General features: G+C 64.8%; 17 protein-coding genes. 7 read left to right on the forward strand and 10 right to left on the reverse strand.

The genetic code is table 11. The features are described from left to right. Positions 1 to 19: 19 nt before the first annotated feature. From LE190_RS15050 to LE190_RS15060, 3 genes are read right to left on the reverse strand one after another with little or no spacing between them, the layout of a single operon-like run. The gene (locus LE190_RS15050; RefSeq protein ID WP_225239462.1) at positions 20 to 1,255 is read right to left on the reverse strand and encodes a cyanophycinase; all 1,236 of its coding nucleotides are present in this window, start codon (positions 1,253 to 1,255) and stop codon (positions 20 to 22) included. 10 nt (positions 1,256 to 1,265) lie between these two features. Continuing rightward, positions 1,266 to 4,022 carry a TonB-dependent receptor gene (locus LE190_RS15055; protein ID WP_225239463.1) on the reverse strand — a complete coding sequence of 919 codons (2,757 nt, stop codon included), beginning with the start codon at positions 4,020 to 4,022 and terminating at the stop codon, positions 1,266 to 1,268. A 24-nt stretch (positions 4,023 to 4,046) separates the two neighbouring features. Beyond that, positions 4,047 to 5,009 (reverse strand): MurR/RpiR family transcriptional regulator, encoded by a 963-nt coding sequence (locus tag LE190_RS15060; RefSeq protein ID WP_225239464.1) that lies wholly within the window; start codon positions 5,007 to 5,009, stop codon positions 4,047 to 4,049. A gap of 185 nt (positions 5,010 to 5,194) precedes the next feature. Between LE190_RS15060 and LE190_RS15065 the strand changes: the two genes are divergently transcribed. From LE190_RS15065 to LE190_RS15080, 4 genes are all read left to right on the forward strand, one after another. Then, positions 5,195 to 6,313 carry a succinylglutamate desuccinylase/aspartoacylase family protein gene (locus LE190_RS15065; RefSeq protein ID WP_225239465.1) on the forward strand — a complete coding sequence of 373 codons (1,119 nt, stop codon included), beginning with the start codon at positions 5,195 to 5,197 and terminating at the stop codon, positions 6,311 to 6,313. Between the two features lie 12 nt (positions 6,314 to 6,325). Further along, positions 6,326 to 7,714 carry a YfcC family protein gene (locus LE190_RS15070; RefSeq protein ID WP_225239466.1) on the forward strand — a complete coding sequence of 463 codons (1,389 nt, stop codon included), beginning with the start codon at positions 6,326 to 6,328 and terminating at the stop codon, positions 7,712 to 7,714. Positions 7,715 to 7,953: 239 nt separating this feature from the next. Beyond that, a complete protein-coding gene (locus LE190_RS15075) occupies positions 7,954 to 8,415 on the forward strand; it encodes a DUF2214 family protein (RefSeq protein WP_225239467.1) in 462 nt (153 codons plus the stop codon). Between the two features lie 261 nt (positions 8,416 to 8,676). Then, positions 8,677 to 9,297: a PEP-CTERM sorting domain-containing protein gene (locus tag LE190_RS15080; RefSeq protein WP_225239468.1), complete on the forward strand. Its 621-nt coding sequence runs from the start codon at positions 8,677 to 8,679 to the stop codon at positions 9,295 to 9,297. Between the two features lie 128 nt (positions 9,298 to 9,425). Here LE190_RS15080 and LE190_RS15085 read toward each other — a convergent pair whose 3' ends face one another. Next, the gene (locus LE190_RS15085; protein WP_225239469.1) at positions 9,426 to 11,288 is read right to left on the reverse strand and encodes a phosphoenolpyruvate carboxykinase (GTP); all 1,863 of its coding nucleotides are present in this window, start codon (positions 11,286 to 11,288) and stop codon (positions 9,426 to 9,428) included. Between the two features lie 342 nt (positions 11,289 to 11,630). Here LE190_RS15085 and LE190_RS15090 point away from each other — a divergent pair, with 342 nt between their 5' ends. Beyond that, on the forward strand, positions 11,631 to 12,623 hold the full coding sequence (locus LE190_RS15090) for a D-2-hydroxyacid dehydrogenase family protein (protein WP_225239470.1): 993 nt from the start codon (positions 11,631 to 11,633) through the stop codon (positions 12,621 to 12,623). On the opposite strand, the gene LE190_RS15095 is transcribed toward LE190_RS15090, so the two are convergent. Beyond that, complete coding sequence (locus tag LE190_RS15095; RefSeq protein WP_225239471.1) at positions 12,620 to 13,390, reverse strand: L-asparaginase; 771 nt, start codon at positions 13,388 to 13,390, stop codon at positions 12,620 to 12,622. The two genes, LE190_RS15090 and LE190_RS15095, sit on opposite strands and share 4 nt — an antisense overlap. Positions 13,391 to 13,524: 134 nt before the next feature. On the opposite strand from LE190_RS15095, the gene LE190_RS15100 reads away from it, so the two are divergent. Then, the gene (locus LE190_RS15100; RefSeq protein ID WP_225239472.1) at positions 13,525 to 14,010 is read left to right on the forward strand and encodes an asparaginase domain-containing protein; all 486 of its coding nucleotides are present in this window, start codon (positions 13,525 to 13,527) and stop codon (positions 14,008 to 14,010) included. A gap of 82 nt (positions 14,011 to 14,092) precedes the next feature. Further along, on the forward strand, positions 14,093 to 15,715 hold the full coding sequence (locus tag LE190_RS15105; protein WP_225239473.1) for a catalase: 1,623 nt from the start codon (positions 14,093 to 14,095) through the stop codon (positions 15,713 to 15,715). A 122-nt stretch (positions 15,716 to 15,837) separates the two neighbouring features. Here the strand turns inward: LE190_RS15105 and LE190_RS15110 are convergent, their stop codons facing one another. The 5 genes from LE190_RS15110 to LE190_RS15130 form a co-directional block, all read right to left on the reverse strand. Then, the gene (locus LE190_RS15110; RefSeq protein ID WP_225239474.1) at positions 15,838 to 16,473 is read right to left on the reverse strand and encodes a DVUA0089 family protein; all 636 of its coding nucleotides are present in this window, start codon (positions 16,471 to 16,473) and stop codon (positions 15,838 to 15,840) included. Positions 16,474 to 16,690: 217 nt separating this feature from the next. Continuing rightward, positions 16,691 to 17,587, reverse strand: coding sequence for a recombination-associated protein RdgC (locus LE190_RS15115; protein WP_224948148.1), 897 nt, complete (start codon positions 17,585 to 17,587; stop codon positions 16,691 to 16,693). A gap of 88 nt (positions 17,588 to 17,675) precedes the next feature. Next, positions 17,676 to 18,788, reverse strand: coding sequence for a DNA polymerase IV (gene dinB / locus LE190_RS15120; protein ID WP_225239475.1), 1,113 nt, complete (start codon positions 18,786 to 18,788; stop codon positions 17,676 to 17,678). 143 nt (positions 18,789 to 18,931) lie between these two features. Beyond that, entirely contained in the window at positions 18,932 to 20,611 is a 1,680-nt protein-coding gene (locus tag LE190_RS15125; RefSeq protein WP_225239476.1) for a S8 family peptidase, read from the reverse strand. 132 nt (positions 20,612 to 20,743) lie between these two features. Then, the gene (locus LE190_RS15130; RefSeq protein ID WP_225239477.1) at positions 20,744 to 20,902 is read right to left on the reverse strand and encodes a hypothetical protein; all 159 of its coding nucleotides are present in this window, start codon (positions 20,900 to 20,902) and stop codon (positions 20,744 to 20,746) included. Positions 20,903 to 21,123 lie beyond the last annotated feature (221 nt).

The raw sequence follows: 21,123 nt of genomic DNA on the forward strand, positions 1-21,123 counted from the left end.
TTGCCAGGGCGGCCTTTTTTCATTCCACCGTGTAGAGCGGCTGCTGCATCCGCACCGGCCGCACGTCCATCCGGATGCGGTAGATCGACCAGGCGTCCTCGCGGTTGGTCACGTACTCGCGGCTGTCCGGCACGCGGGTGAAGGTGAACTCGAAGCCGCGTTCCGGCGCCCGGCTGGCCGGTCCTTCGAAGGCCAGGCCGGTGGCGCGCTCGAGCTTGCTGTCGACGAGCTTCTCGAGCAGGTTGACGATCGAGGTATTGCCCAGGATGTCGGTATAGAACAGCGCCTCGCGGTGCTCGCGCAGGCGCGTGTCGACCGGCTCCTTGCCCGGACCGGGCGTATAGCTGCGATCGACCAGGTTGAAACGGTCCCCGTTGTCCAGGTAGCTGACGCGCGCGTTCGACAGGTTGAACAGGGGCTTGGCCCTGTCGCTGCCGGCGTCGGTCAGGTCCAGCACCAGCGCGCCGGTATAGCCGACCACCGTCACCTCGCGCGTGGGTCCGACCACGGCGGCGGTGTTCTCGTCGATCCCCAGTCCCAGCTTGTAGCCCTTGGCCAGCATCACCGGCAGCATGCGCGCGAAGCGGCCGCGCACCAGTAGGTGCTGGTCGATGAACACGTCCTCGCCGATGAAGCCCAGGCCGGGCGCGATGTCCTTGCCGTCCACCACCCCGTGCTTGAGGACCGGGATCACGTCCAGCGGCGGATCGTAGAACATGGTGCTGCTCATGATCGCGGCGCCGGCGCTGGTGCCGGCGATCACGCCGCCGCGCCGGTACATCGACCACAGCGCATCGAGCACCGCGCTGTTGCCGCCGTCCGGCCGCCGCAGCGAACCCGTGATGCGGGCCTGGTCGCCGCCGGTGAAGAAGGCGCCGCCGGCGCCGCGCACCGCCTCCGCGATCGCCGGGTCCTCGGCCGCCTTGCGCGCGTCGCTCCCTGCAAGCTTGGGCGCCAGCGGTACCACGAAGGCCCGGGCGCCATGGCGGTTCAGGTTCTCGGCCGCCTTGCTCCCTTCGAAAGCGGGGTTCTGGGCGGCGGTCGGGAACACGGCGATGCGCGCGCCCTTGCCGCCCGCCAGGTCCACGATCTTCTGCCACACGGCGGCATTCTCGGCGCGCAGGCCGCCGCCGATGATGACCAGCGATCCCTTCGGAGGGGCTTCGGCGGCAGTGCCGCCGAAGCCCTCTGCCGTAACGGCTGCGGAAGCGGAGGCGCCGGCGAGCGCCAGCGCGAAACACAGGCTTTTCAGCATGGGGCCTCGCTTAGCGGAACGCGTAGTTCACGCTGACGAAGGCGTTGCGCCCGCGCGGATCGGTGTAGCTCGGGTCGTACCCGGCCAGGAAGAAATAGGCCTGGTTCGAGAACGGCGGATCCTTGTCCAGCAGGTTCAGCACGCCGGCGCGCAGCTTGAGCTGCTTGGTGATGGCCCAGCTGCCGGTCAGGTCCCACAGCGAATAGGCCTTCACATGGTTCGGCGCCAGCAGCGTGTCGGTGAACGGGTCGTAGGTGGTGTTCTGGTCGGTGTAGCTCGATGAGTACTGGTTCGCCAGGGTCAGGGTGGCCGGGCCGCCGTCCCACTCGAAGCTGACCCGGTGGCGCCACTTCTGGATCGCCTGGTCGTTCAGGAACACGCCCAGGTTGCTGCGGAAGGGCTCGGACGGACCGTACTGGCGGTCGTACTTCAGGATGCGGGTACCCGACAGGTTCACGCCGAACCGGCCCCAGGCGCCGCGCTCGCTGCGCCAGTCGGCCGCGATGTCGATGCCCGAGGTCTTCAGGCGGCCCTGGTTTTCCTTCATCAGGAGGATGTTCGAGATGAAGCCGTCTTCGTCGCGCTCGATGTACTTGCCGTTATAGGCGGCCGGGTTCTCGATGATGACCTGCTCGCCCAGGGTGCTGATCACGTCCTTCTTCTCGATATTCCAGTAGTCGATCGAGAAGTTGGTGCGCTTGTTCAGCTCGAACACGGTGCCGAGTGTGAACTGGCGCGATTTTTCCGGCTTCAGGTCGGGGTTCGAGCGGCGCTCCACGCCCCACTGGTCGGTGCACAGGTCGATGCTGCCTTCCTGCGCCACGCACTGCGGGTCGGTCAGGATGCCGGCCGAGGTGCCGAAGATGGTGGGACGCTTCAGGTCCGACAGCGAAGGCGCGCGGAAACCCGTACCCACCGAGGCGCGCAGCAGGAAGGTCGTATTCGGCTGCCAGCGCAGGCCGACCTTCGGATTGGTGGTGGAGCCGACTTCGCTGTAGTGGTCGTAGCGCAGCGCGAACTGCATCTCCAGCGCCTTGGTGAACGGCGCATTGATCTCGGCGAACACCGAGCCGACCTTGCGCGTGTTGTCGGCCGTCTCGACCTCGAGCAGCTCGCCGGCCGGCACCGTGCTGTCGCGGTCGCCGGCGATGTTGTTCGATACGAGCAGCTGCGACGGGTTGAACATCTGGTGCTCGCGCCGGAATTCGCCGCCGACGGCGAGGGCCAGGTCGCCGCCGCCCAGCGTGGCCAGGGCGCGCGACATCTTGCCGTCGATCGAGGTCGATACGCCCTTGGCCTTGCGTGCCACGTCGTCGACCTTGATCGAGTTGATCAGGTCCAGTCCGGCCTGGGACGAGGGTGCGAACGGATTCACGGTGCCGCTGCGCACGGCGGCATCGAACTTGTCGAACAGGACGTAGCCGTCGAAGTAGCGGTCGTCGGCGCGGTTCTCGGCGCGTGCCAGGGCCAGGTCGTAGTCCCAGCCTTTCACGTTGCCGGTGGCGCCCAGCACCAGGCGCTGGCCTTCGCTGGTGACCTCGTTGCTGCGGTTGCCTGCTTCCTTCATGCGGTAGCGGATGCCGCTGAAGGTGGCGGGCAGGCCGGGACCGGTGAGGGCGCGGCGGTAGGCTTCCGGCAGGATGGCGACCGGAAGGTTGCGGATGCGGACCGGGTTCGGCGACAGCACGTACTTGGTGGTGGCCTCGGTCTGCACCAACTCGGCGAACAGCTGGTTGTTCTCATCGAGCTGGAAGGTGGCGCGGCCGATGAAGCCGAGCTTGCGCGAATCCGGATAGATCTCGGTGTCTTCCATGTAGTCGTAGCTGCAGCCGGCCACGCCGCCCGGACCCTGGGCCGCATACACGGTGGCGGGCGGGTTGCAGTTGGGCGCGCTCGGGTTGACGCGGCTGACCCGGCTCCCCGCCGGCAGCAGGCCGGCGGCGATCAGGGCGCTGCGCTGCGCGGCCGAGATGTCGACGTTGGCCGGGAAGGTGTTGCTCGACATCTGGGCCGGCAGCGTGGTGGCCAGCGCGCGCTCGGCGATGAAGCTGCGCTGCCCGGAACGCAGAGCGTCGAGCTGCTGCACGTCGAGCACGCCCCAGACGTTGAAGCGGTCGGTGGCCAGGTCGCCGGTACCGCCGCTGAGGCTGACGGTGCGCTTGCCGGCGCCGCCGTGCTGGGTGCCGGCGGCCGATGCGGCCAGGTCGATGCCGGTGTAGTCCTTGCGGGTGATGAAGTTGATCACGCCGCCGATCGCGTCGGTACCGTAGATCGCCGAAGCGCCGTCCTTGAGCACCTCGACGCGCTGGATGGCGCCGGCCGGGATGTTGTTCAGGTCGACGCCGGCGTTGTCGCCGGGCGAAGCGAAGTTGGCCAGGCGGCGGCCGTTCAGCAGGATCAGCGTCGAGGACACGCCGATGCCACGCATGTTGGCACCGTTGAAGCCGCGCTGGCCCGAGGTCGAGTCCGAGATGCTGGGGCCGTCCGTGAGGGGCGCCGTGTTGGCGCTGATGTTCTTCACCAGTTCAGCGGCGGTGGTGACGCCCATCTTGTCGATGTTTTCGCGCGAGATCACTTCCACCGGCAGCGCCGCCTCGGTGTCGAGACGCTTGATGAGCGAGCCCGTGACTTCCACGCGCTGGATCTTCGGCACGTCCGGCTGCAAGGTGGCCTGGGCCCAGGCCTGCTGTGCCATCAGGCCAAGTGCGGCCACGACGCTCGCGGCCAGGATGGTCGGCCGCAAGGTACTCGAAATGTGCTTGCTCATGCATTGCTCCCTGTTGGTGATGGCTCAGGACTTCTTCACGGACTGGCGCTTGCGGGCGCCCTCTTTTTTCTGCGTGCTGCCGGTACGAATCTGGTGCTCGCCATACAGATAGGCGGCGATTGCCTCGGTGTGGCGGGCCGCCTTGGCGACGTTGGCCTTGTTTGAGGTCATCAGGGAAACGGCCAGCGCCTCGATGATGGCCAGGGCCGCGCTCGAACTGCTGGGCAGCACTGGATGCGCGCTGTGCGCATACAGCACGTGGTGCCCGAGTTCGGCCAGCGGCGAGGCGGGTGAATCGGTGATCGAAACCACGGTGGCGCCGCTGTCGCGCGCGAAGCGGGTCAGGGAAACCGCCGCCAGCGTGTAGCGCGGCAGCGAGATCACGACCAATACGTCCTTGTCGGTGACGGTCGCCAGCTGGCTGGCCGCCACTTCGGTGCCGCCGGCCGCGGCGACTTCGACCACGTGGCGGCAGAAGGGCTGCAGATGCATGGCCAGCGCGCCGGCAAGAAAGGTGGACAGGCCGAAACCGAGCACATAGACGGTGCGCGCGCGCATCAGGACGCTACCGATGCGATCCAGCTCGTCCTTGGTAAGCGCGCGGCTGGTGGCGATGATGCCCGCTTCGGCATAACCCAGGCTCTCCAGCGCGGGCGATGCGGCGCGGCGCGCGATGGTGCTGCGCAGCTTCTCCACCGGCTGCAACACCGACTGCAAGGTCTCGGCCACCGCGCTTCGCATCGCCGCGTAGTTCTTGAAGCCCAGGTCGCGCGCGAAGCGGCTGATGGTGGCGGTCGAGACTTCGCAGGCGTCGGCCAGCTCCTCGATCCCGAGTGCGGTCACGCGCACCTGGTTGCGCAGCAGGTGGTCGGCGATCGCCCGGTTCGAGGCCGAGCCTTCGGCCAGCATGCGCAGCAGCGACTGGCCGAGCGTGGACTCGGCGAAGCCGATGTCGGGTGAAGCATTGGATCGGGCGGGCGCAGGCATGTTGTCTCGGTCGCTTTTCTTTATGACATGCAAATTTCAAAATATTTGCCAAATGTAATCACCTTCTGTGGCAAACTCAACAGGAATTTGAAAATATTCTTTCATCCACTCAGCCTGTGTAAAAAAACCGACATGACGTTTCCGGCAGCGGAGCAGCAGCCCCTGCCAGCCAGTGGAGAACCCGCATGCATATACAGACCCATCCGATCGCGACCGAGCAGGGCGTCGCCATCCACCAGCTCGTGTCCTGCCACTACGGGACGCCCGGCAGCGGCAGGAAGGCCTACATCCAGGCCGCGCTGCATGCCGATGAAGTGCCCGCCATGCTGGTGGCGCAGTTCCTGCGGCGCGCGCTGGAGCGGCTCGATGCCGAGGGACGCATCAAGGGCGAGATCGTGCTGGTGCCGGCCGCCAATCCGATCGGCCTGTCGCAAGTGGTGCACGGCGCGCCCTTCGGTCGCTTCGACCTCGGCACCGGCATCAACTTCAACCGCGCCTTCCTGCACGTCGCGGGGGAACTCAAGGAGACGCTGGCCGGGCGTCTCGGTTCCGACCCGCAGGCCAACGTCGCCGCGATCCGCCACGAGGCGCGCGCCGCGGTGGCGCGCTGGGAGCCACAGGACAATGTCGAGCTGCTGAAGAAGACCCTGCTGTCGATGGCGATCGACGCCGACGTCGTGCTCGACCTGCACTGCGATAACGAGGGCCTGTTGCACGTGTATGCGGGCGCGGCGCTGGCCGAGCGGGCGGCGCCGCTGGCCGCGCTGCTGGGCGCGCGCGCCCTGCTGCTCGCGGACGCTTCGGGGGGTGCGCCTTTCGACGAAGCCTGCAGCCGCCTGTGGTGGGACCTGGCCGCGCACTTCGGTCCGCACATGCCGGTTCCCCCGGCCTGCGTCGCCGTGACGGTCGAATTGCGCGGCGAGATGGACGTGCGCTACGACTACGCCGAGCAGGATGCGCAGGCCCTGCTGCAGTTCCTGGCGCGCGAGGGCCTGCTCGACATCCCGGTCGCCGCGCTGCCGGCGCCGCAATGCGACCCCACCCCACTGGCAGGCGTCGAGCCGCTGCATGCGCCCCAATCGGGGGTGCTGGTGTTCCTGAAAGCGCTGGGCGAACGCGTCGTGGCCGGCGAAGCGGTGGCCGACATCGTCAATCCGGTCAGCGGCGCCACCGCTACCCTGCGCGCATCGCAGGAGGGCCTGCTGTTCGCCAGCACGGCCCACCGCCACCTGATGCGCGGCATGCAGGTCTGTAAAATCGCGGGCGCGACGCCCTTCCGTTCCGGTCCCCTGTTAAGCCAGTGAGTGAGTGAGTCCATGCGCCTCCGAATGCCCAACACCTTCGTGCTGCTGTTCGCCATCCTGGCGCTGATCGCGCTGGCCACCTGGCTGGTCCCGGGCGGGAAGTACGACACCCACCTGGTCAATGGCCGCCAGCTGGTCGATCCAGGCTCCTTCCACTATGTCGAAAGCGCACCGCAAGGGCTGGTAGCGCTGCTCAAGGCGCCGATCAAGGGCTTCGTGGAGTCTTCGCAGATCATCGGCTTCGTGCTGTTCGTCGGCGGCGCCTTCGCGGTGCTGCAGCGGACCGAGGCGATCGACACCGCGATCCGTTCGATCGCGCGCGCCCATACCCGCTCGCCGCTGGTGCGCACGCTCCTGATCCCGGTCTTCGTCACCCTGTTCTCGCTGGGCGGCGCCACCTTCGGCATGAACGAGGAGGTGATCCCCTTCATCCTGATCTTCGTGCCGCTGGCGCTCGCGCTGGGCTACGACACCGTCACCGGCGTGTCGATTCCTTTTCTCGGCTCGCAGGTCGGCTTCGGCGCGGCTTTCCTGAACCCCTTCAACGTCGGCATCGCCCAGGGCATCGCCGGGGTGCCGGTGTTCTCGGGGATGGGCTACCGCCTGGTCGTATGGGCCAGCGCGACTTTGGTGACGGTGCTGTTTTTGATGTGGTACGCGGCGCGCGTCAAGCGCAATCCGGCGCTCAGCCCGACCTATGTACTGGACCAGGGCAAACGCCAGGACATGCCGGACCCGGGCACCCATGAACACGAGCGCATGACTGGGCGCCATGCGGCGGTGCTGGCGATCTTCGCCCTCACGCTGGGCACGATGGTGATCGGCGTGGTGCGCTACGAATGGTTCATCGACGAGATCGCGGCCCTGTTCCTCGCGATGGCGATCGTGGTCGGCCTGGTCGGGCGCATCAAGGCCGATGACTGGGTGGCCTCCTTCATGCAGGGCGTGAAGGACCTGGCGCCCACCGCGCTGGTGATCGCGATCGCGCGCGCCACCATGGTGATCGCGCGCGACGCCCACATCATCGACACCATGCTGCACGAGCTGATGCCGCTGGTGCAGTCCAGTCATCCGGTGTTCGCCGCCCAGAAAATGTACCTGATCCAGTCGGTGATCAACTTCTTCATCCACTCCGGCAGCGGCCAGGCCGCGCTGACCATGCCGATCATGGCGCCGCTGGCGGACCTGGTGGGCGTGTCGCGCCAGACAGCCATCCTCGCCTTCCAGCTGGGCGAACTGTCGACGCCAATGATCCCGACTTCCGGCATCACGGTGGGGGTGCTGGCGCTGGCGCGCATTCCCTGGCTGACCTGGGCCAGGTGGATGATCCCGCTGCAGCTGATCTACCTGGTGCTGGCCTTGCTGCTGCTGGTGCCGCCCTGCCTGATGGGCTGGAACTGAGGCGTCCGGAAGACGCGCTTGAACGGCTGCGCTCGCGTTCCGTTCATGACCGTTTCACCCTACGCTCGGCGTTGAACAAGCCGACAGGCTCAACCCCACGCGGATCGGGTAGCGCCACTTCGAGTACGTGAAAATGACTGTGGGAATGAGACCGGCACACGCCCGATTGGTTCGCCGCCGGGCACCGGGCGGGCGCGGAACACGTGTACAGTATGCGCACGTCGACGACCGGTGCCACCATGAGCGACTTCCTCCTTGCCAGCCTCCACCACCTGATCGTATTCGGTATCGCGGCCGTGCTGGCCGCGCAACTGGCGCTGGCGCGGCCGGCTGCCATGTCCTCCGGAACGGTACGGTTGCTGGGACGCGTCGATGCCGCCTACGGCCTGCTGGCGCTGTCGATCCTGGCCGCCGGCTTCATTCGCGTCTGGTTCGGCGCGAAAGGACCGGACTTCTACCTGCATAATCCAGTGTTCTGGGCGAAGATCGCCGCTTTCGGCGTGGTCGGGCTGCTGTCGATCCGGCCCAGCATGCGCATCGCGGCCTGGCAGAAAAGCTTGAAAGCCGATAGCGCTTTCGTTCCAGCGCAAGATGAACTCGGCCGGCTGCGCCGGATCTTGATGGGCGAGCTGCTGGTGCTGGCGATCATTCCCGTCCTGGCGGCCGCGATGGCGCGGGGTCTTGGTAATGGCACTGCATGAGATGCCGCAGCGGTGCCTGGTCTTGCCTTCCGGTGTGCCTCATGTCGGAAAACTTTACAGAAATTAAGACAATCCTCTCCTGAAAAACGCTTGATTACGCATAACGCGCTTGTAACGAAGGCAATTGCACTTTTCAATCGGCAATATTGATAAATTTTAAGAAAGATCTTGCCGAAGTGTCGCTTTGCGCCCTCTAGTGTCGAGATTCTTGACAGAAATCACTCCTGATTAGTACAGATTGATGTAAATCATTGTTTATTAATGGAATTAATTTCCTGGCATAAAATGTGCTTTAAGGATATTGTCAAACTAATCAGGAAGCTATCCATGAACACGATCAAGCAACTCTTCGCCGCCCTGTCCTGCAGCCTCGCGCTGGCCATGCCGGCACAGGCAGGCCAGATCACTGCCGAAACCACGGTCAACAAAGCGCTCAGCGCCGGTGGCCTGGCATCCACCCTGATCGATTTCGATATCAATGCGATGCTCGCCGCTTCGAATGGCCTGCTCGAAAACATTTTCTTTGCTGAACTGAAACTGTTCGTTACCGATCCGAACAAGGGCCAGGAAACCTTCACGATCTCCTTCCCGGGCTTTGGTCAAAGCTACACGCCAAACGGCAACAACCATGCGAACAATGGCGGCACTACCGAAGAAACGGTCGCGCTGGGTGCGAATGCACTGGCGAAGCTGATCGCGGATGGCCTGATCAGCGCACAGGTGCAAGCCACCAGCGGTGACTTCAGCATCGCCAAAGCCACGCTGCGCGTGGATTTCAACGACACCGCCCCGCCGGCCACCGACGTGCCGGAACCGGCCAGCCTGGCGCTGCTGGGCCTGGGCCTGCTGGGCGCTGGCGCCGTACGCCGCCGCCGTTCCTGATCGGGCGGATGAGTAAAAACGGCCCGGTCGATGACCGGGCCGTTTTCTTTTGGCTACCGGACAATCGACCCGGGTCGCCATAAAAAAGGACAGGCCTCGGCCTGTCCTTTGCATGAGGATCGTGCAGCTCAGGCGGCGAGCTGCTTCTCCAGCCTGGCCTTGGTATCGACCAGTTCCTGCGGCAGGTGGTAGGCCAGCTTCTCGAACAGCTCGCTGTGCAGCTTCAGTTCCTCGTTCCAGGCATCCTTGTCGATCGAGGTGATCTGGGTGAACTGCTGTTCGGTGAAGTCCACGCCTTCCCAGTTCAGGTCCGCGTAGTTCGGCGAGGTGCCGAACAGGTGCTGCTGACCTTCGGCAGCGCTGCCTTCGGCGCGTTCCAGGATCCACTTCAGCACGCGCATGTTGTCGCCGTAGCCCGGCCACACGAAGCCGCCGTCTTCACCGGTGCGGAACCAGTTGACGCAGAAGATCTTCGGTGCCGTGCCGGCGGCTTCGACTTTCTTGCCCAGGTTCAGCCAGTGCTGGAAGTAGTCGCTCATGTTGTAGCCGATGAAAGGCAGCATCGCGAACGGATCGCGGCGCACGATGCCCATCTGGCCGGCGGCGGCGGCGGTGGTCTCGGAACCCATGGTAGCGGCCATGTACACGCCTTCCACCCAGTTGTTCGCTTCGGTTACCAGCGGGACGGTGGTCGAGCGGCGGCCGCCGAAGATGAAGGCCGAGATCGGCACGCCGGCCGGGTCGTCCCAGGCGGCGTCGATCACCGGGTTCTGGGTGGCGGCGACGGTGAAGCGTGCGTTCGGATGGGCGGCCTTGGTGCCGGAGGCCGGGGTCCAGTCCTTGCCCTGCCAGTCGATCAGGTGATCCGGGGCCTGCTTGGTCATGCCTTCCCACCACACGTCGCCGTCGTCGGTCAGCGCCACGTTGGTGAAGATCACGTTCTCGCGCAGCGAGGCCATGCAGTTCGGGTTGGTCTTGTCGTTGGTGCCCGGGGCCACGCCGAAGTAGCCGGCTTCCGGGTTGATGGCGTACAGCTTGCCGTCCTGGCCCGGCTTGATCCAGGCGATGTCGTCGCCGATGGTGGTGACCTTCCAGCCGTCAAAAGCCTTGGGCGGGATCAGCATGGCGAAGTTGGTCTTGCCGCAGGCCGACGGGAAGGCGGCGGCGACGTATTTCTTGTCGCCCTTGGGCGACTCGACGCCGAGGATCAGCATGTGCTCGGCCAGCCAGCCGGTACCGCCCGCCTGCGCTTCCTGGTAGCCCATGTTCGAGGCGATGCGCAGCGCGAAGCATTTCTTGCCCAGCAGCGCATTGCCGCCGTAGCCCGAGCCGAAGGACCAGATCTCGCGGGTTTCCGGGTAGTGGACGATGTACTTGGTGGCATTGCACGGCCACGGCACGTCGTTCTGGCCGGCGGCCAGCGGCATGCCGACGGTGTGCACGCAGGGCACGAACTCGCCGTCGCTGCCCAGCACGTCGTACACGGCCTTGCCCATGCGGGTCATGATGCGCATGTTGACGGCAACGTAGGGCGAGTCGGACAGTTCGACGCCGATGTGGGCGATCGGCGAGCCCAGCGGGCCCATCGAGAACGGCACCACGTACAGCGTGCGGCCGGCCATGCAGCCGTCGAACAGGCCATTCAGGGTGCGGCGCATCTCGGCCGGGTCCATCCAGTTATTGGTCGGGCCGGCCTGTTCCTTGGTAGCCGAACAGATATAGGTGCGGTCTTCGACGCGGGCCACGTCCGACGGGTCGGACCAGGCCAGGTAGGAGTTCGGGCGCTTTTCCGGATTCAGCTTCTTCATCGTGCCGGCCGCGACCATCTGTGCGCACAGGCGGTCGTACTCTTCCTCGGAACCGTCGCACCAGTAGATGCTGTCGGGCTTCGTCAGGGCGGCGATGTCCGCGACCCAATTGATGAGCTTCTGGTGCTTGACGTGGGCGGGAACGTTCAGTGCGGCGACGCCGCTCATCACGGGCTGGTTCATAGAGTCCTCCAATACCAATTAAGAATGCTGTCTGTTCCGGTACACTCGGCTCCCCGCGCTGGCCATGCCTTGGAATGGCGATCCGCTCCATCGGAGCGCGGCGCTGCGGCGGCGGGCGGTGGTGTCAACGGTCGGTGGCGGACCGGGAACGGTGCTGCAGGGTCGGCGACGCCTGTGTCGCACCCTCAATAATTGGCCGATTGTACACCCTGAAAACCATGATTCATGCTCAGCTACTACAAAAAAGTAGCCAGAATATCCGAGCAATGTAGTAGGCTATTCCGCGAGTTTTTGTAAGCTGTTATTTCGCTACGCGCGTAACATTATCTGGATGCAACTCCCATGAAAATAGCTGTACTGGACGATTACCAGGACGCCGTGCGCGGCCTGTCCTGCTTCCGCCTGCTCGACGGCCACGAGGTCAAGGTCTTCAACAGTTCGGCGCGCGGACTCGGCCAGCTGGCGATCCGCCTGGCTCCCTTCGAGGCAGTGGTACTGATCCGCGAGCGCACGGCCTTCCCTGCCGCGCTGCTGGGGCGCCTGCCGAACCTGAAACTGATCTCCCAGACCGGCAAGCTCAGCGGCCACGTCGACGTCGCCGCCGCAAGCGAACTGGGCATCGCGATCGCCGAGGGCATCGGCTCGCCGGTCGCGCCATCGGAACTCACCTGGGCCCTGATCATGGCGGCCAGCCGCAAGATCCTGCCGTATGCGAACAACCTCAAGGATGGCCTGTGGCAAACGGCCTCGACCAACCCGGTACTGAATGGCCTCGGCCGTTCGCTGCGCGGACGCACCCTGGCGATCTGGGGCTACGGCAAGATCGGACGCCTGATGGCGAGCTATGGCCAGGCCTTCGGCATGCGGGTGCTGGTCTGGGGCAGCGAAGGCAGCCGCCAGGCGGCCACGGCCGATGGCTACGAGGCGGCCGCGTCGCGCGCCGCGCTGTTCGCCCAGGCCGACGTGCTGAGCCTGCACCTGCGCCTGGCGGAGGCCACGCGCGCCATCGTGAAGGCCGAGGATTTCGCGCGCATGAAGCCGGATGCGCTGTTCGTCAACACCAGCCGCGCGGAACTGGTGGAAGAAGGCGCGCTCGAACAGGCACTGCGCGCCGGACGCCCGGCCCAGGCGGCGCTGGACGTGTTCGCCAGCGAGCCACTACGTCCGGATGCGCCGCTGCTGCGCATCCCGACCGTGCTGGCCACGCCCCACCTGGGCTATGTGGAACAGGACAGTTACGAGATCTATTTCCAGGCAGCGTTCGAGAACGTCCTGCGCTTCGCCGCCGGGCAGCCGGACAATATCCTGAACCCGGAAGCGCTGGGCAGGCGCTAGCTTTCCTGCCTGAGCTCGGGTTCGGGTGCGCCGGTAAGGCTGGGCCGCGGCGCCGGCAGCACGTGGGTGCCGGTCCAGAGGCCGGCCCAGCCCGGCGGCCAGCCGGGGGCCGGGCCGGCATAGGGCTGCAGGCCGGCGCGTACCGGCACCACCGGTACCGGCGGCGCTTCCACCAGCGCGGCGCCGGCCGGGCGCTCCATGTTCAGGCTGTACATGTAGCCCGGCAGCAGCAGCTCGCAGGCCCGGGCGAACCAGGCCGTATGGTCTTCGTCACGGCCCAGGGCCTGGGACAGTCCCTGTGGGTCGAACTTCGCCAGGGCGTGGACCAGCTCGTCCGTGCTGGCACCCGGCGAGTCGCCCCACCCCATCACCGGATTGTTGTTGTAGTCGGCGCCCGAACCGTACCAGCCTTCGCGCCAGGTGCGCTGCATCCAGTTGCGCGGTCCCGTGAACAGGTGCCAGCGCCAGTGCAGGCCGGACGGCTTGGGCCAGGAATACAGGTAGAGCTTCTGGTAGCCGGCCTCGTGCAGCGCGCGCACCATCGCCATCAGGCGTGCGTGCGGCATGCGGTCGGGCGGCGCGCGCCGGAACAGGATCGGCTCGCCGTCGGCATGCTGCACCTCGTCGCTCGACAGGTTCAGGTCGAGGGTGCGCTGCTCGCTGCCGAAACGCGCCGAAATCCACCCCGTCAGCAGGTTGACGTGGGTGATCACGCCATAGCCGCGATGGCGGTGGAAGATGACGGTACCCGGGGCAACGGCTTTCATGGGAACAAATGGAGTGAAGAAAAGAAAGGGAATGGACTCATCCGATCCGGACGATTCTAGCGCGTCGCATACGGATACACTACCGTTTGCGGCTATCATTACCCACCTTTTTTTCTGCACGTGGACAAACCAACATGACTTTGCGCATCATCGCCACCGGCGGCACTTTCGACAAACACTACAACGAACTGAACGGCGTACTGGGCTTTGCCGACAGCCATTTGCCGGCCGTGATTGCACGCTCGCGCATGACGGTGCCGGTGGAACTCGAGGTGCTGCCGCTGCTCGACTCGCTCGACATGCAGGACCCCGACCGCCAGCGCGTGCTGGCATCCTGCCAGGCCGCCAATGAGCGCGCCATCGTCATCATCCACGGCACCGACACCATGCGCGAGACCGCCGCCGTGCTGGGCGCGGCCGAGCTCGGCCAGACCATCGTGCTGACCGGTGCCATGATCCCCTACGAGATCGCCAATTCGGACGCGCTGTTCAACCTTGGCTTCGCCTGTGGCGTCGCCCAGACCCTGCCAACTGGCGTCTATGTCGCCATGAACGGCCAGGTGTTCCCATGGGATAACGTGACCAAGAACCGCGCCGCCGGCGTGTTCCAACAGCTCTAATTCCGAGCGGCAGGCGCGCGCTGCACGGGCACGCGCCTCCCTATACTGCTCTCTCCAAGAGAATCTGTCCGAGGAGAGAGCAATGAACGAGCAGCGTCCCTTCCTGACCACGCGCCAGGGCCACCCGGTCCGCGACAACCAGTCCCTGCGCTCGGTGGGCGAACGTGGTCCGGCCACGCTCGAGAATTACCAGTTCATCGAAAAGATCACCCACTTCGACCGCGAGCGCATTCCGGAGCGCGTCGTGCACGCGCGCGGCACCGGCGCGCACGGCTATTTCGAAGCCTACGGCACGATCGGCGGCGAACCGGCCAGCAAGTACACGCGCGCCCGGGTGCTGGGCGAGGTCGGCGTGCAAACGCCCGTGTTCGTGCGCTTCTCGACCGTGATCGGGGCCAGGGAGTCGCCCGAGACGGCGCGCGACCCGCGCGGCTTCGCCATCAAGTTCAAGACCGTGGACGGTAACTGGGACCTGGTGGGCAATAACCTGAAGGTTTTCTTCATCCGCGACGCGATCAAGTTCCCGGACATGATCCACGCCTTCAAGCCGGACCCGGTCACCAACCAGCAGGAGCCCTGGCGCTTCTACGATTTCATCTGCGGCCATCCGGAGGCCCTGCACATGGTCACCTGGGTCAAGAGCCCATGGGGCATCCCTGCCACCTACCGCGAGATGGAGGGCTCGGGCGTGAACACCTATAAACTGGTGAACGACCAGGGCGTGGCGCACCTGGTGAAATTCCACTTCCAGCCCAAGCAGGGCGTGCGCAACCTCACCGCCAGCCAGGCGGCCGAGATCCAGGCGCACGACACCAGCCACGCCACGCGCGACCTGTACGGGGCGATCGAGCGCGGCGAGTTTCCGGAATGGGAATTCTGCGTGCAGATCATGAGCGACGGCGAGCATCCGGAACTCGATTTCGATCCGCTGGACGATACCAAGCGCTGGCCGGAAGACCAGTTCCCGCTGCTGCCGGTGGGCCGCCTCGTGCTCAACAAGAACCCCGACAACGTGTTCGCCGAAACCGAGCAGTCCGCCTTCGGCACCGGCGTGCTGGTGGATGGCATCGATTTTTCGGACGACAAGATGCTGCAGGGCCGTACCCTGTCCTATTCCGATACGCAGCGCTACCGCGTCGGCCCGAACTACCTGCAGCTGCCGATCAACCAGCCGCAGGAAGCCGCCGCGGCGCGCACCAACCAGCGCGACGGCCAGATGACGTTCTACGTGGATGGCCGCGGCGAAGACAAGCACATCAACTACGAACCGAGCCTGATGGGCGGCTACGACGAGGCGCCGAAGCCGGAAAAGGAGTACCACCAGTACGTGGAAGGCCACCTGGGCCGCTACCAGAGCACGCGCACGATGGACGACTACGGCCAGGCGGGCGCGCGCTACCGCAGCTTCGAAGACTGGGAGCGCGATGACCTGGTCAGCAACGTGGGCGGCGACCTGAAGCAATGCCCGGAACCGATCCAGCTCCGCATGGTGTGGCACCTGTGGCACTGCGACGAGGATTACGGACGGCGCGTGGCCGAGGTGGCGGGCATCGACCTGGACAAGGCCAGGGCCCTGGCGCCCCTGCCGGGCAAGCCGGCGCCGCACCAGAACCGGCCGGGGCCGACGTATTCGAACGGCAAGCCCGAAACTGGGGATGGCGGCCAGCGCGAGCCGGCAACGAGCGAAGAAATCGCTGCCAAATAGCCTGCACAAGGGTGAAATTTTATTTCATTTAGATGAAATTATTGAAATATTATTTCACCCAATAATGGCAGCCCTTGCCTGGCGTGATCCGGCCACGACAGCCGGATCACGCCAGCCAGCACTCAGGCCTGCAGCTTGCGACGGCGGCGTGCCATCGCCAGGCCCGCAGTGCCTGCGGCAAGCAGCCCCAGCGAAGCCGGCTCCGGCACCTCGCCCGGCTCATCCGGCGGGATCTCGGCACTGGCGACATTCAGGATGTCGAAGGCCCAGTGCGAATCGCGGCGGTCGCCGTTTTCATCGACGAAACCATCACGGAAATTGCGGTTATCGACGCCATCGTAGGTGTATCCAGCGGACAAATCCCCAAGTGAGAAATTGCTATATTGCTGGATTGTCACGATGTAGTTACCGGCGAGCAAATCTGCACTACGGTTGACATCCCAGCAGGACCCGGTTACCGCGTCGGGGTCCACCAGGCTGCAGCCGGCGTCGTCCTGCTCGGCGATCCGGGTGCCGTCCGCGCTGAACAGGGCGAGGATGGGATCGAAGCCACCGCGCAGGATGGTTTGTCCGGCGGCGTTCACGCCGCCGGCGTATGACCAGCTGCGCAGCGTCACCTTCCCGGCCTCGGTCAGCGTGAAGTTGAAGCGCTGGACATCGTTATCGTAGGTGAAATTACCGGTGAACGAGAGGTTGGCGGCTTGTGCCAGCGAGGCCGAGCCGAGCAATGCAATGGCGAAAAGCTGTTTGAGTTTCATCTTGGCGGTCATCCCTGAAAGTTAATCGGAAGTTGCCGAAAACTTTTAGCAAGGAACGTGCCAATTGTTAAGTCAATGTTAAATAACGAACTTTTTTCGCGGCACTAGATACGCTGTAAAGATCGCCGACGACGCCCTCCCACCTTTGGCGGAAGGTGCTTGGAAACACCTTGTTTTCCAGGGAAATGGCCGGTGCCAGCGCGCACCGGCCAGGGATTCAGGCCTTGGCTTCGCCGCCCAGGGCCTCGACCACGTCGGCCAGCAGCTTGGCCAGCTCGCCCGTCATCAGGGTGATGTCGTTGTCGAAACGCTCATCGTCGCTGTAGGTGACGGCTTCGCCTTCCTTGATCACGTCCAGCGGTTTGACGCCCTTGATCGCCAGCGATTCGGTCAGCACAAAGCTGATGCGGTCGTTCCAGGTCATGGCCAGGCGGGTGCACTGCTTGCCGGAAGCAATGTGGCGGCGGATATCGTCCGGCTCCAGCGTATGCTTCACATAGCGCACGGCGGCGCGGCTTTCGCCGGTGGCGCGCAGTTCGGTGTCCTGGTCAATGGTGAAACCGTAGGGCGCTTCGTCCGCTTCCAGCCAGCCGGTCATCACGGCCACCGGCGAGCGCTGCACGCGCAGCGATTCCAGCGGCATGCGGTCCACGGCCTTGAGCAGCAGCTTGATGACGTCGTCCGCCTTCGACGGGCTGGCCGCGTCCACCACCAGCCAGCCATTGACCGGATCGATCCAGACCCAGACGTTGCTGCGGATCGAGAAAGCGCGCGGCAGCAGCTCGTCGGCCACGCGCTCCTTCAGTTCCTTCATGGCTTTTTTACCGGGCGGGAAGCCCTGCTGCTCTTCCAGTTCGGCGGCCTTGGCCTTGGCGACCTGGTTGATGACCGAGCTCGGCAGCAGCTTCTTCTCGGTACCCAGCATCATCAGCATCTGCTTGTTGACGACGTGGACGAGCTTGCCATTGCCGCGTGGCGAATCCCAGCCCTGGCGCAGCAGTTCATTGCTGCTGGCGGGCGTGAAAGCCTGCGACTGCAGCGCTTCTTCCATTTGTTCGGGGTTGAATGCCCAGGGAGCGGGCAGGCGGTAAATCTGGAGATTCTTGAACCACATACGCTGTTATCCGATTGTTTCAGTATTTCAAGGGAACGACATTCTACGCTGCCAACTGGACATTACGGCCGGCAGCGGCGGGAAAAAATTAATCTGTTGCCGAGCCGTCAATGGCCTCGACGATGGCGCCGGGCATTACGTCGTCAAACAGGCGCAGCTGCTCGGCCGTCTCGGTATCGCCCAGGCGTACGCCCACGCCGAGCAGACGTACCGGCCGGCTGTGACGGGCCCAGCCGGTTTCCATCAGGCGCGCGTAGGTCGGCATGTGCGGCGCGTGGCCGGCACACTCGACGGTAGTCTGCTGGAAGTCCGAAAACTTGATTTTTACGAAGAGCTTGTGGATGAATTTCTCAGCGCCATTGCGCTTGATACGGCCCAGCAGGTGCTCGACCAGTTCCGGCAGCAGCTTCAGGCAGGCATCCAGGCTGGGCACGTCGGGCGTATAGGTTTCCTCGGTGCTGACCGACTTGCGCTCGCGCGAGGTATTGACTGCGCGCTCGTCGATGCCGCGGCAGAGTTTGTACAGGCGGTAGCCGAAGCTGCCGAAGTGTTCGGTCAGGCGCTCGATGCTCCAGTGGCGCATGTCGCCGCAGGTCTGCAGGCCCAGGCGGTGCATCTTCTCGGCGGTCACCTTGCCGACGCCGTACAGCTTTTTCACGGGCAGCGCGGCGACGAAGGCATCCACCTCGTCCGGACGCACCAGGAACAGGCCGTCCGGCTTGTTCCAGTCGCTCGCGATCTTGGCCACGAATTTGTTCGGCGCCACCCCGGCCGAGGCCGTGATGCCGACGGTGTCGAAGATGCGCTGCCGGATCTCCTGCGCGATCAGGGTGGCGCTGCCCTTGCAGTGGGGAGAGTCGCTGACGTCGAGGTAGGCTTCGTCGAGCGAGAGCGGCTCCACCAGCTCGGTGTAGTCGCGATAGATGTCCATGATCTGGCGCGAGGCAATCCGGTATTTTTCCATGGCCGGCGGAATCACCAGAAGCTGCGGACAGAGCTTCATGGCCTGGGCCGTGGCCATGGCCGAGTGGATGCCGAACCGGCGCGCTTCGTAGTTGCAGGTCGCGATCACGCCGCGCTGGTCGGGACGGCCGCCGACGGCGAGCGGACGCCCGCGCAGCGAAGGATCGTCGCGCATCTCGACCGACGCATAGAAGCAGTCGCAATCGCAGTGGATGATTTTACGGAGCGGGGAATTCACATCGACGTCGTCAGGTGACGGCAAGGCCGACTACTGTTATTTCATACAGTATCCGTTTTTTCTTGCAGGACGTCAAAAAAAGGCGCGGCATGCCGCGCCTTCGGGAGGAAGTCGGCGCCCGCGAGCGCCGCTTCATCCGTGGCTTACCAGTTCAGCTGCAGGGTGTACTTGCCGCTGGTCGAACCGGTACCGCCACTGTAGTACACCACGCGCACATAGCGGGTCGAGGCGGTGCTGCCGGTGTTGGCCGAGCTCACGTTGTCGGCTGCGCCGGCGCCGTTCTCGCTACGGCCGAGCAGCGTGCCCGCGCTGTTGTACACGTACAGGTCGTAGTCCGAAGTTGCGCCCGGGGTCATGGTCGCGCTCAGGGTCTTGCCTGCCGGCAGATCGACACGGAAGTAATCGGTGTCGGTGCTGCTGCCCATGTTGGCGTTCACCGTGGTGCCGGCGGTCGAGACCAGGTCGGCGCTCGAGAGCGTGTTGTTCGACTCGGTTTCGGCGATGGTCGGACCGGTCGGGGTGGTGGTACCGCCGATCGCCGCATTCACCGCCGCGGTCGCGTCCACGATACCGGTACCGCAGCCCGAGCAGCTCGCCGGGAAGGCGCGCGCGGTCGATTTCAGCATGCTTTCCACCTGGTCCGGGGTCAGGGTCGGCTTGGCGGCGAACATCAGCGCGGCGACGCCGGCGACGTGCGGGGTGGCCATCGAGGTGCCCTGGTAGCCGGCGTAGTTGTCCGAACCCGGGGTCGAGGTGCCCGCGTTCAGGGTCGAGATCACGCTGTAGCTGCCGTCGCCGCCTGGCGCCGCCACGTCGACCAGGGTGCCGTAGTTCGAGTAGGAAGCGCGGCCGCCGGTCTTGCCGGTGGCGGCCACGGCGATGACACCGGAGCAGTTCGCCGGGCTGGCGTTGCTGACGTTCATGTTGTCGTTACCGGCCGCCACCACCACGACCGAACCGCGCGAACGGGCGCCATTGATCGCGCTCTGGGTGGTTGCATCGCAGGCGCCGGTGCCGCCCAGCGACATGTTCAGCACCTTGGCCTTGTTGGCATTGGCCGGCACGCCGTTCACGGTGCCGCCCGAGGACCAGGTGATCGCGTCGGCGATGTCGGAGGTATAGCCGCCGCACTTGCCCAGCACGCGCACCGGCACGATCTTGGCGTTGTACGCCACGCCTGCCACGCCCAGGCTGTTGTTGGTCTTGGCGGCCACGGTACCGGCCACGTGGGTGCCGTGCCAGCTCGAGCCCGACGCCGGCGAGCCGGTGCCGCACTCGCCCGCGGCCACCCAGTCGCCCGGATCGCTGGCATCGCTGTCGCGGCCGTTACCATCGTTGCCGATGGCGGCGGTGCTGATGAAATCGTAGCCCTGCAGGATCTGGCCGCTCAGGTCGGCATGCGGACGGTAGCCGGTGTCGATCACGGCCACCACCACGCCGCTGCCGGTGGACTTGTCCCACGCGGTCGGCAGGCGCAGGCCGCCGGTGGTGTCGGTATAGTGCCACTGCTGGGCATAATAAGGATCGTTGGCGGTCGCCATGTGGGTCATGATGCGGTCCGGCTCGGCATATTCGATGCTCGGATCGCGCGCCATCATTTCGGCGGCCAGCTTCTTCACCTCGTCGAGGTGCTTGCGGCCGTTCAGCTTGAACACGTGGGCGCCAGTCGAGATGGTGTGGCTGCTGCTCACCAGCATGCCGAATTCCTGGCCGGCGCGGTCCAGTTTGGCCTTGCGGTCGGCAGTCACGGCGGCGGCGCGGGCCAGGCCCTTGGCGGCCGGCGCCGAATCCTTGTACTTCACGATGATACGGTCTGTCTCCACGATGAATTTCTGCTCTGCCGCGCCGGCCGCAGCCGTCACGAGCGCGAGCGAGATTGCAGCGCACATCTTCAACATTGCAGGATGAATCGAATGCGTTTGCTTCATGTTTCTTCCTTATTGATATGTTTTCCGTCAAGCGAAATGCGCCTCGCCTGTGTCGTTGATTTCCGGGTCATGCCCGGTGCCGTCTGTATGCGGCGAAAGCAGCGTAATACGAAAGGAAGAGACCACGCGTGACAATTCGATACAATTTCGGTGTATTAACAACACGAAATCGATCACGATGTTCAAAAACATTTTTTCTTTGGGAAAAGGTTTAAATCGGCAAATAACGTATGCCACATTTCAAAGTGAAATTTATAAAACCTTTTTCCTAACGGAATGAAAAAAGGCCGCGCAGTGCGCGGCCTTTGCAGGGAGTAGGACCTGATGCGATATCAGAAATTGCCCTTGAATTGAACGCCCCATTGGCACGGTTCGTTGGTGAACCGGAGAAAAGAACCGATGTCTCC

The organism is Massilia hydrophila, from assembly GCF_020208145.1.
GTDB lineage: Bacteria > Pseudomonadota > Gammaproteobacteria > Burkholderiales > Burkholderiaceae_D > Telluria > Telluria hydrophila.

Coding starts and splice junctions, on each gene's coding strand:
- LE190_RS15090 (WP_225239470.1), top strand. CDS start 11,631: ATGAAAATAGCTGTACTGGACGATTACCAGGACGCCGTGCGCGGCCTG.
- LE190_RS15085 (WP_225239469.1), bottom strand. CDS start 11,288: ATGAACCAGCCCGTGATGAGCGGCGTCGCCGCACTGAACGTTCCCGCC.
- LE190_RS15050 (WP_225239462.1), bottom strand. CDS start 1,255: ATGCTGAAAAGCCTGTGTTTCGCGCTGGCGCTCGCCGGCGCCTCCGCT.
- LE190_RS15115 (WP_224948148.1), bottom strand. CDS start 17,587: ATGTGGTTCAAGAATCTCCAGATTTACCGCCTGCCCGCTCCCTGGGCA.
- LE190_RS15095 (WP_225239471.1), bottom strand. CDS start 13,390: ATGAAAGCCGTTGCCCCGGGTACCGTCATCTTCCACCGCCATCGCGGC.
- LE190_RS15105 (WP_225239473.1), top strand. CDS start 14,093: ATGAACGAGCAGCGTCCCTTCCTGACCACGCGCCAGGGCCACCCGGTC.
- LE190_RS15065 (WP_225239465.1), top strand. CDS start 5,195: ATGCATATACAGACCCATCCGATCGCGACCGAGCAGGGCGTCGCCATC.
- LE190_RS15070 (WP_225239466.1), top strand. CDS start 6,326: ATGCGCCTCCGAATGCCCAACACCTTCGTGCTGCTGTTCGCCATCCTG.
- LE190_RS15080 (WP_225239468.1), top strand. CDS start 8,677: ATGGAATTAATTTCCTGGCATAAAATGTGCTTTAAGGATATTGTCAAA.
- LE190_RS15055 (WP_225239463.1), bottom strand. CDS start 4,022: ATGAGCAAGCACATTTCGAGTACCTTGCGGCCGACCATCCTGGCCGCG.
- LE190_RS15100 (WP_225239472.1), top strand. CDS start 13,525: ATGACTTTGCGCATCATCGCCACCGGCGGCACTTTCGACAAACACTAC.
- LE190_RS15110 (WP_225239474.1), bottom strand. CDS start 16,473: ATGAAACTCAAACAGCTTTTCGCCATTGCATTGCTCGGCTCGGCCTCG.
- LE190_RS15075 (WP_225239467.1), top strand. CDS start 7,954: ATGAGCGACTTCCTCCTTGCCAGCCTCCACCACCTGATCGTATTCGGT.
- LE190_RS15060 (WP_225239464.1), bottom strand. CDS start 5,009: ATGCCTGCGCCCGCCCGATCCAATGCTTCACCCGACATCGGCTTCGCC.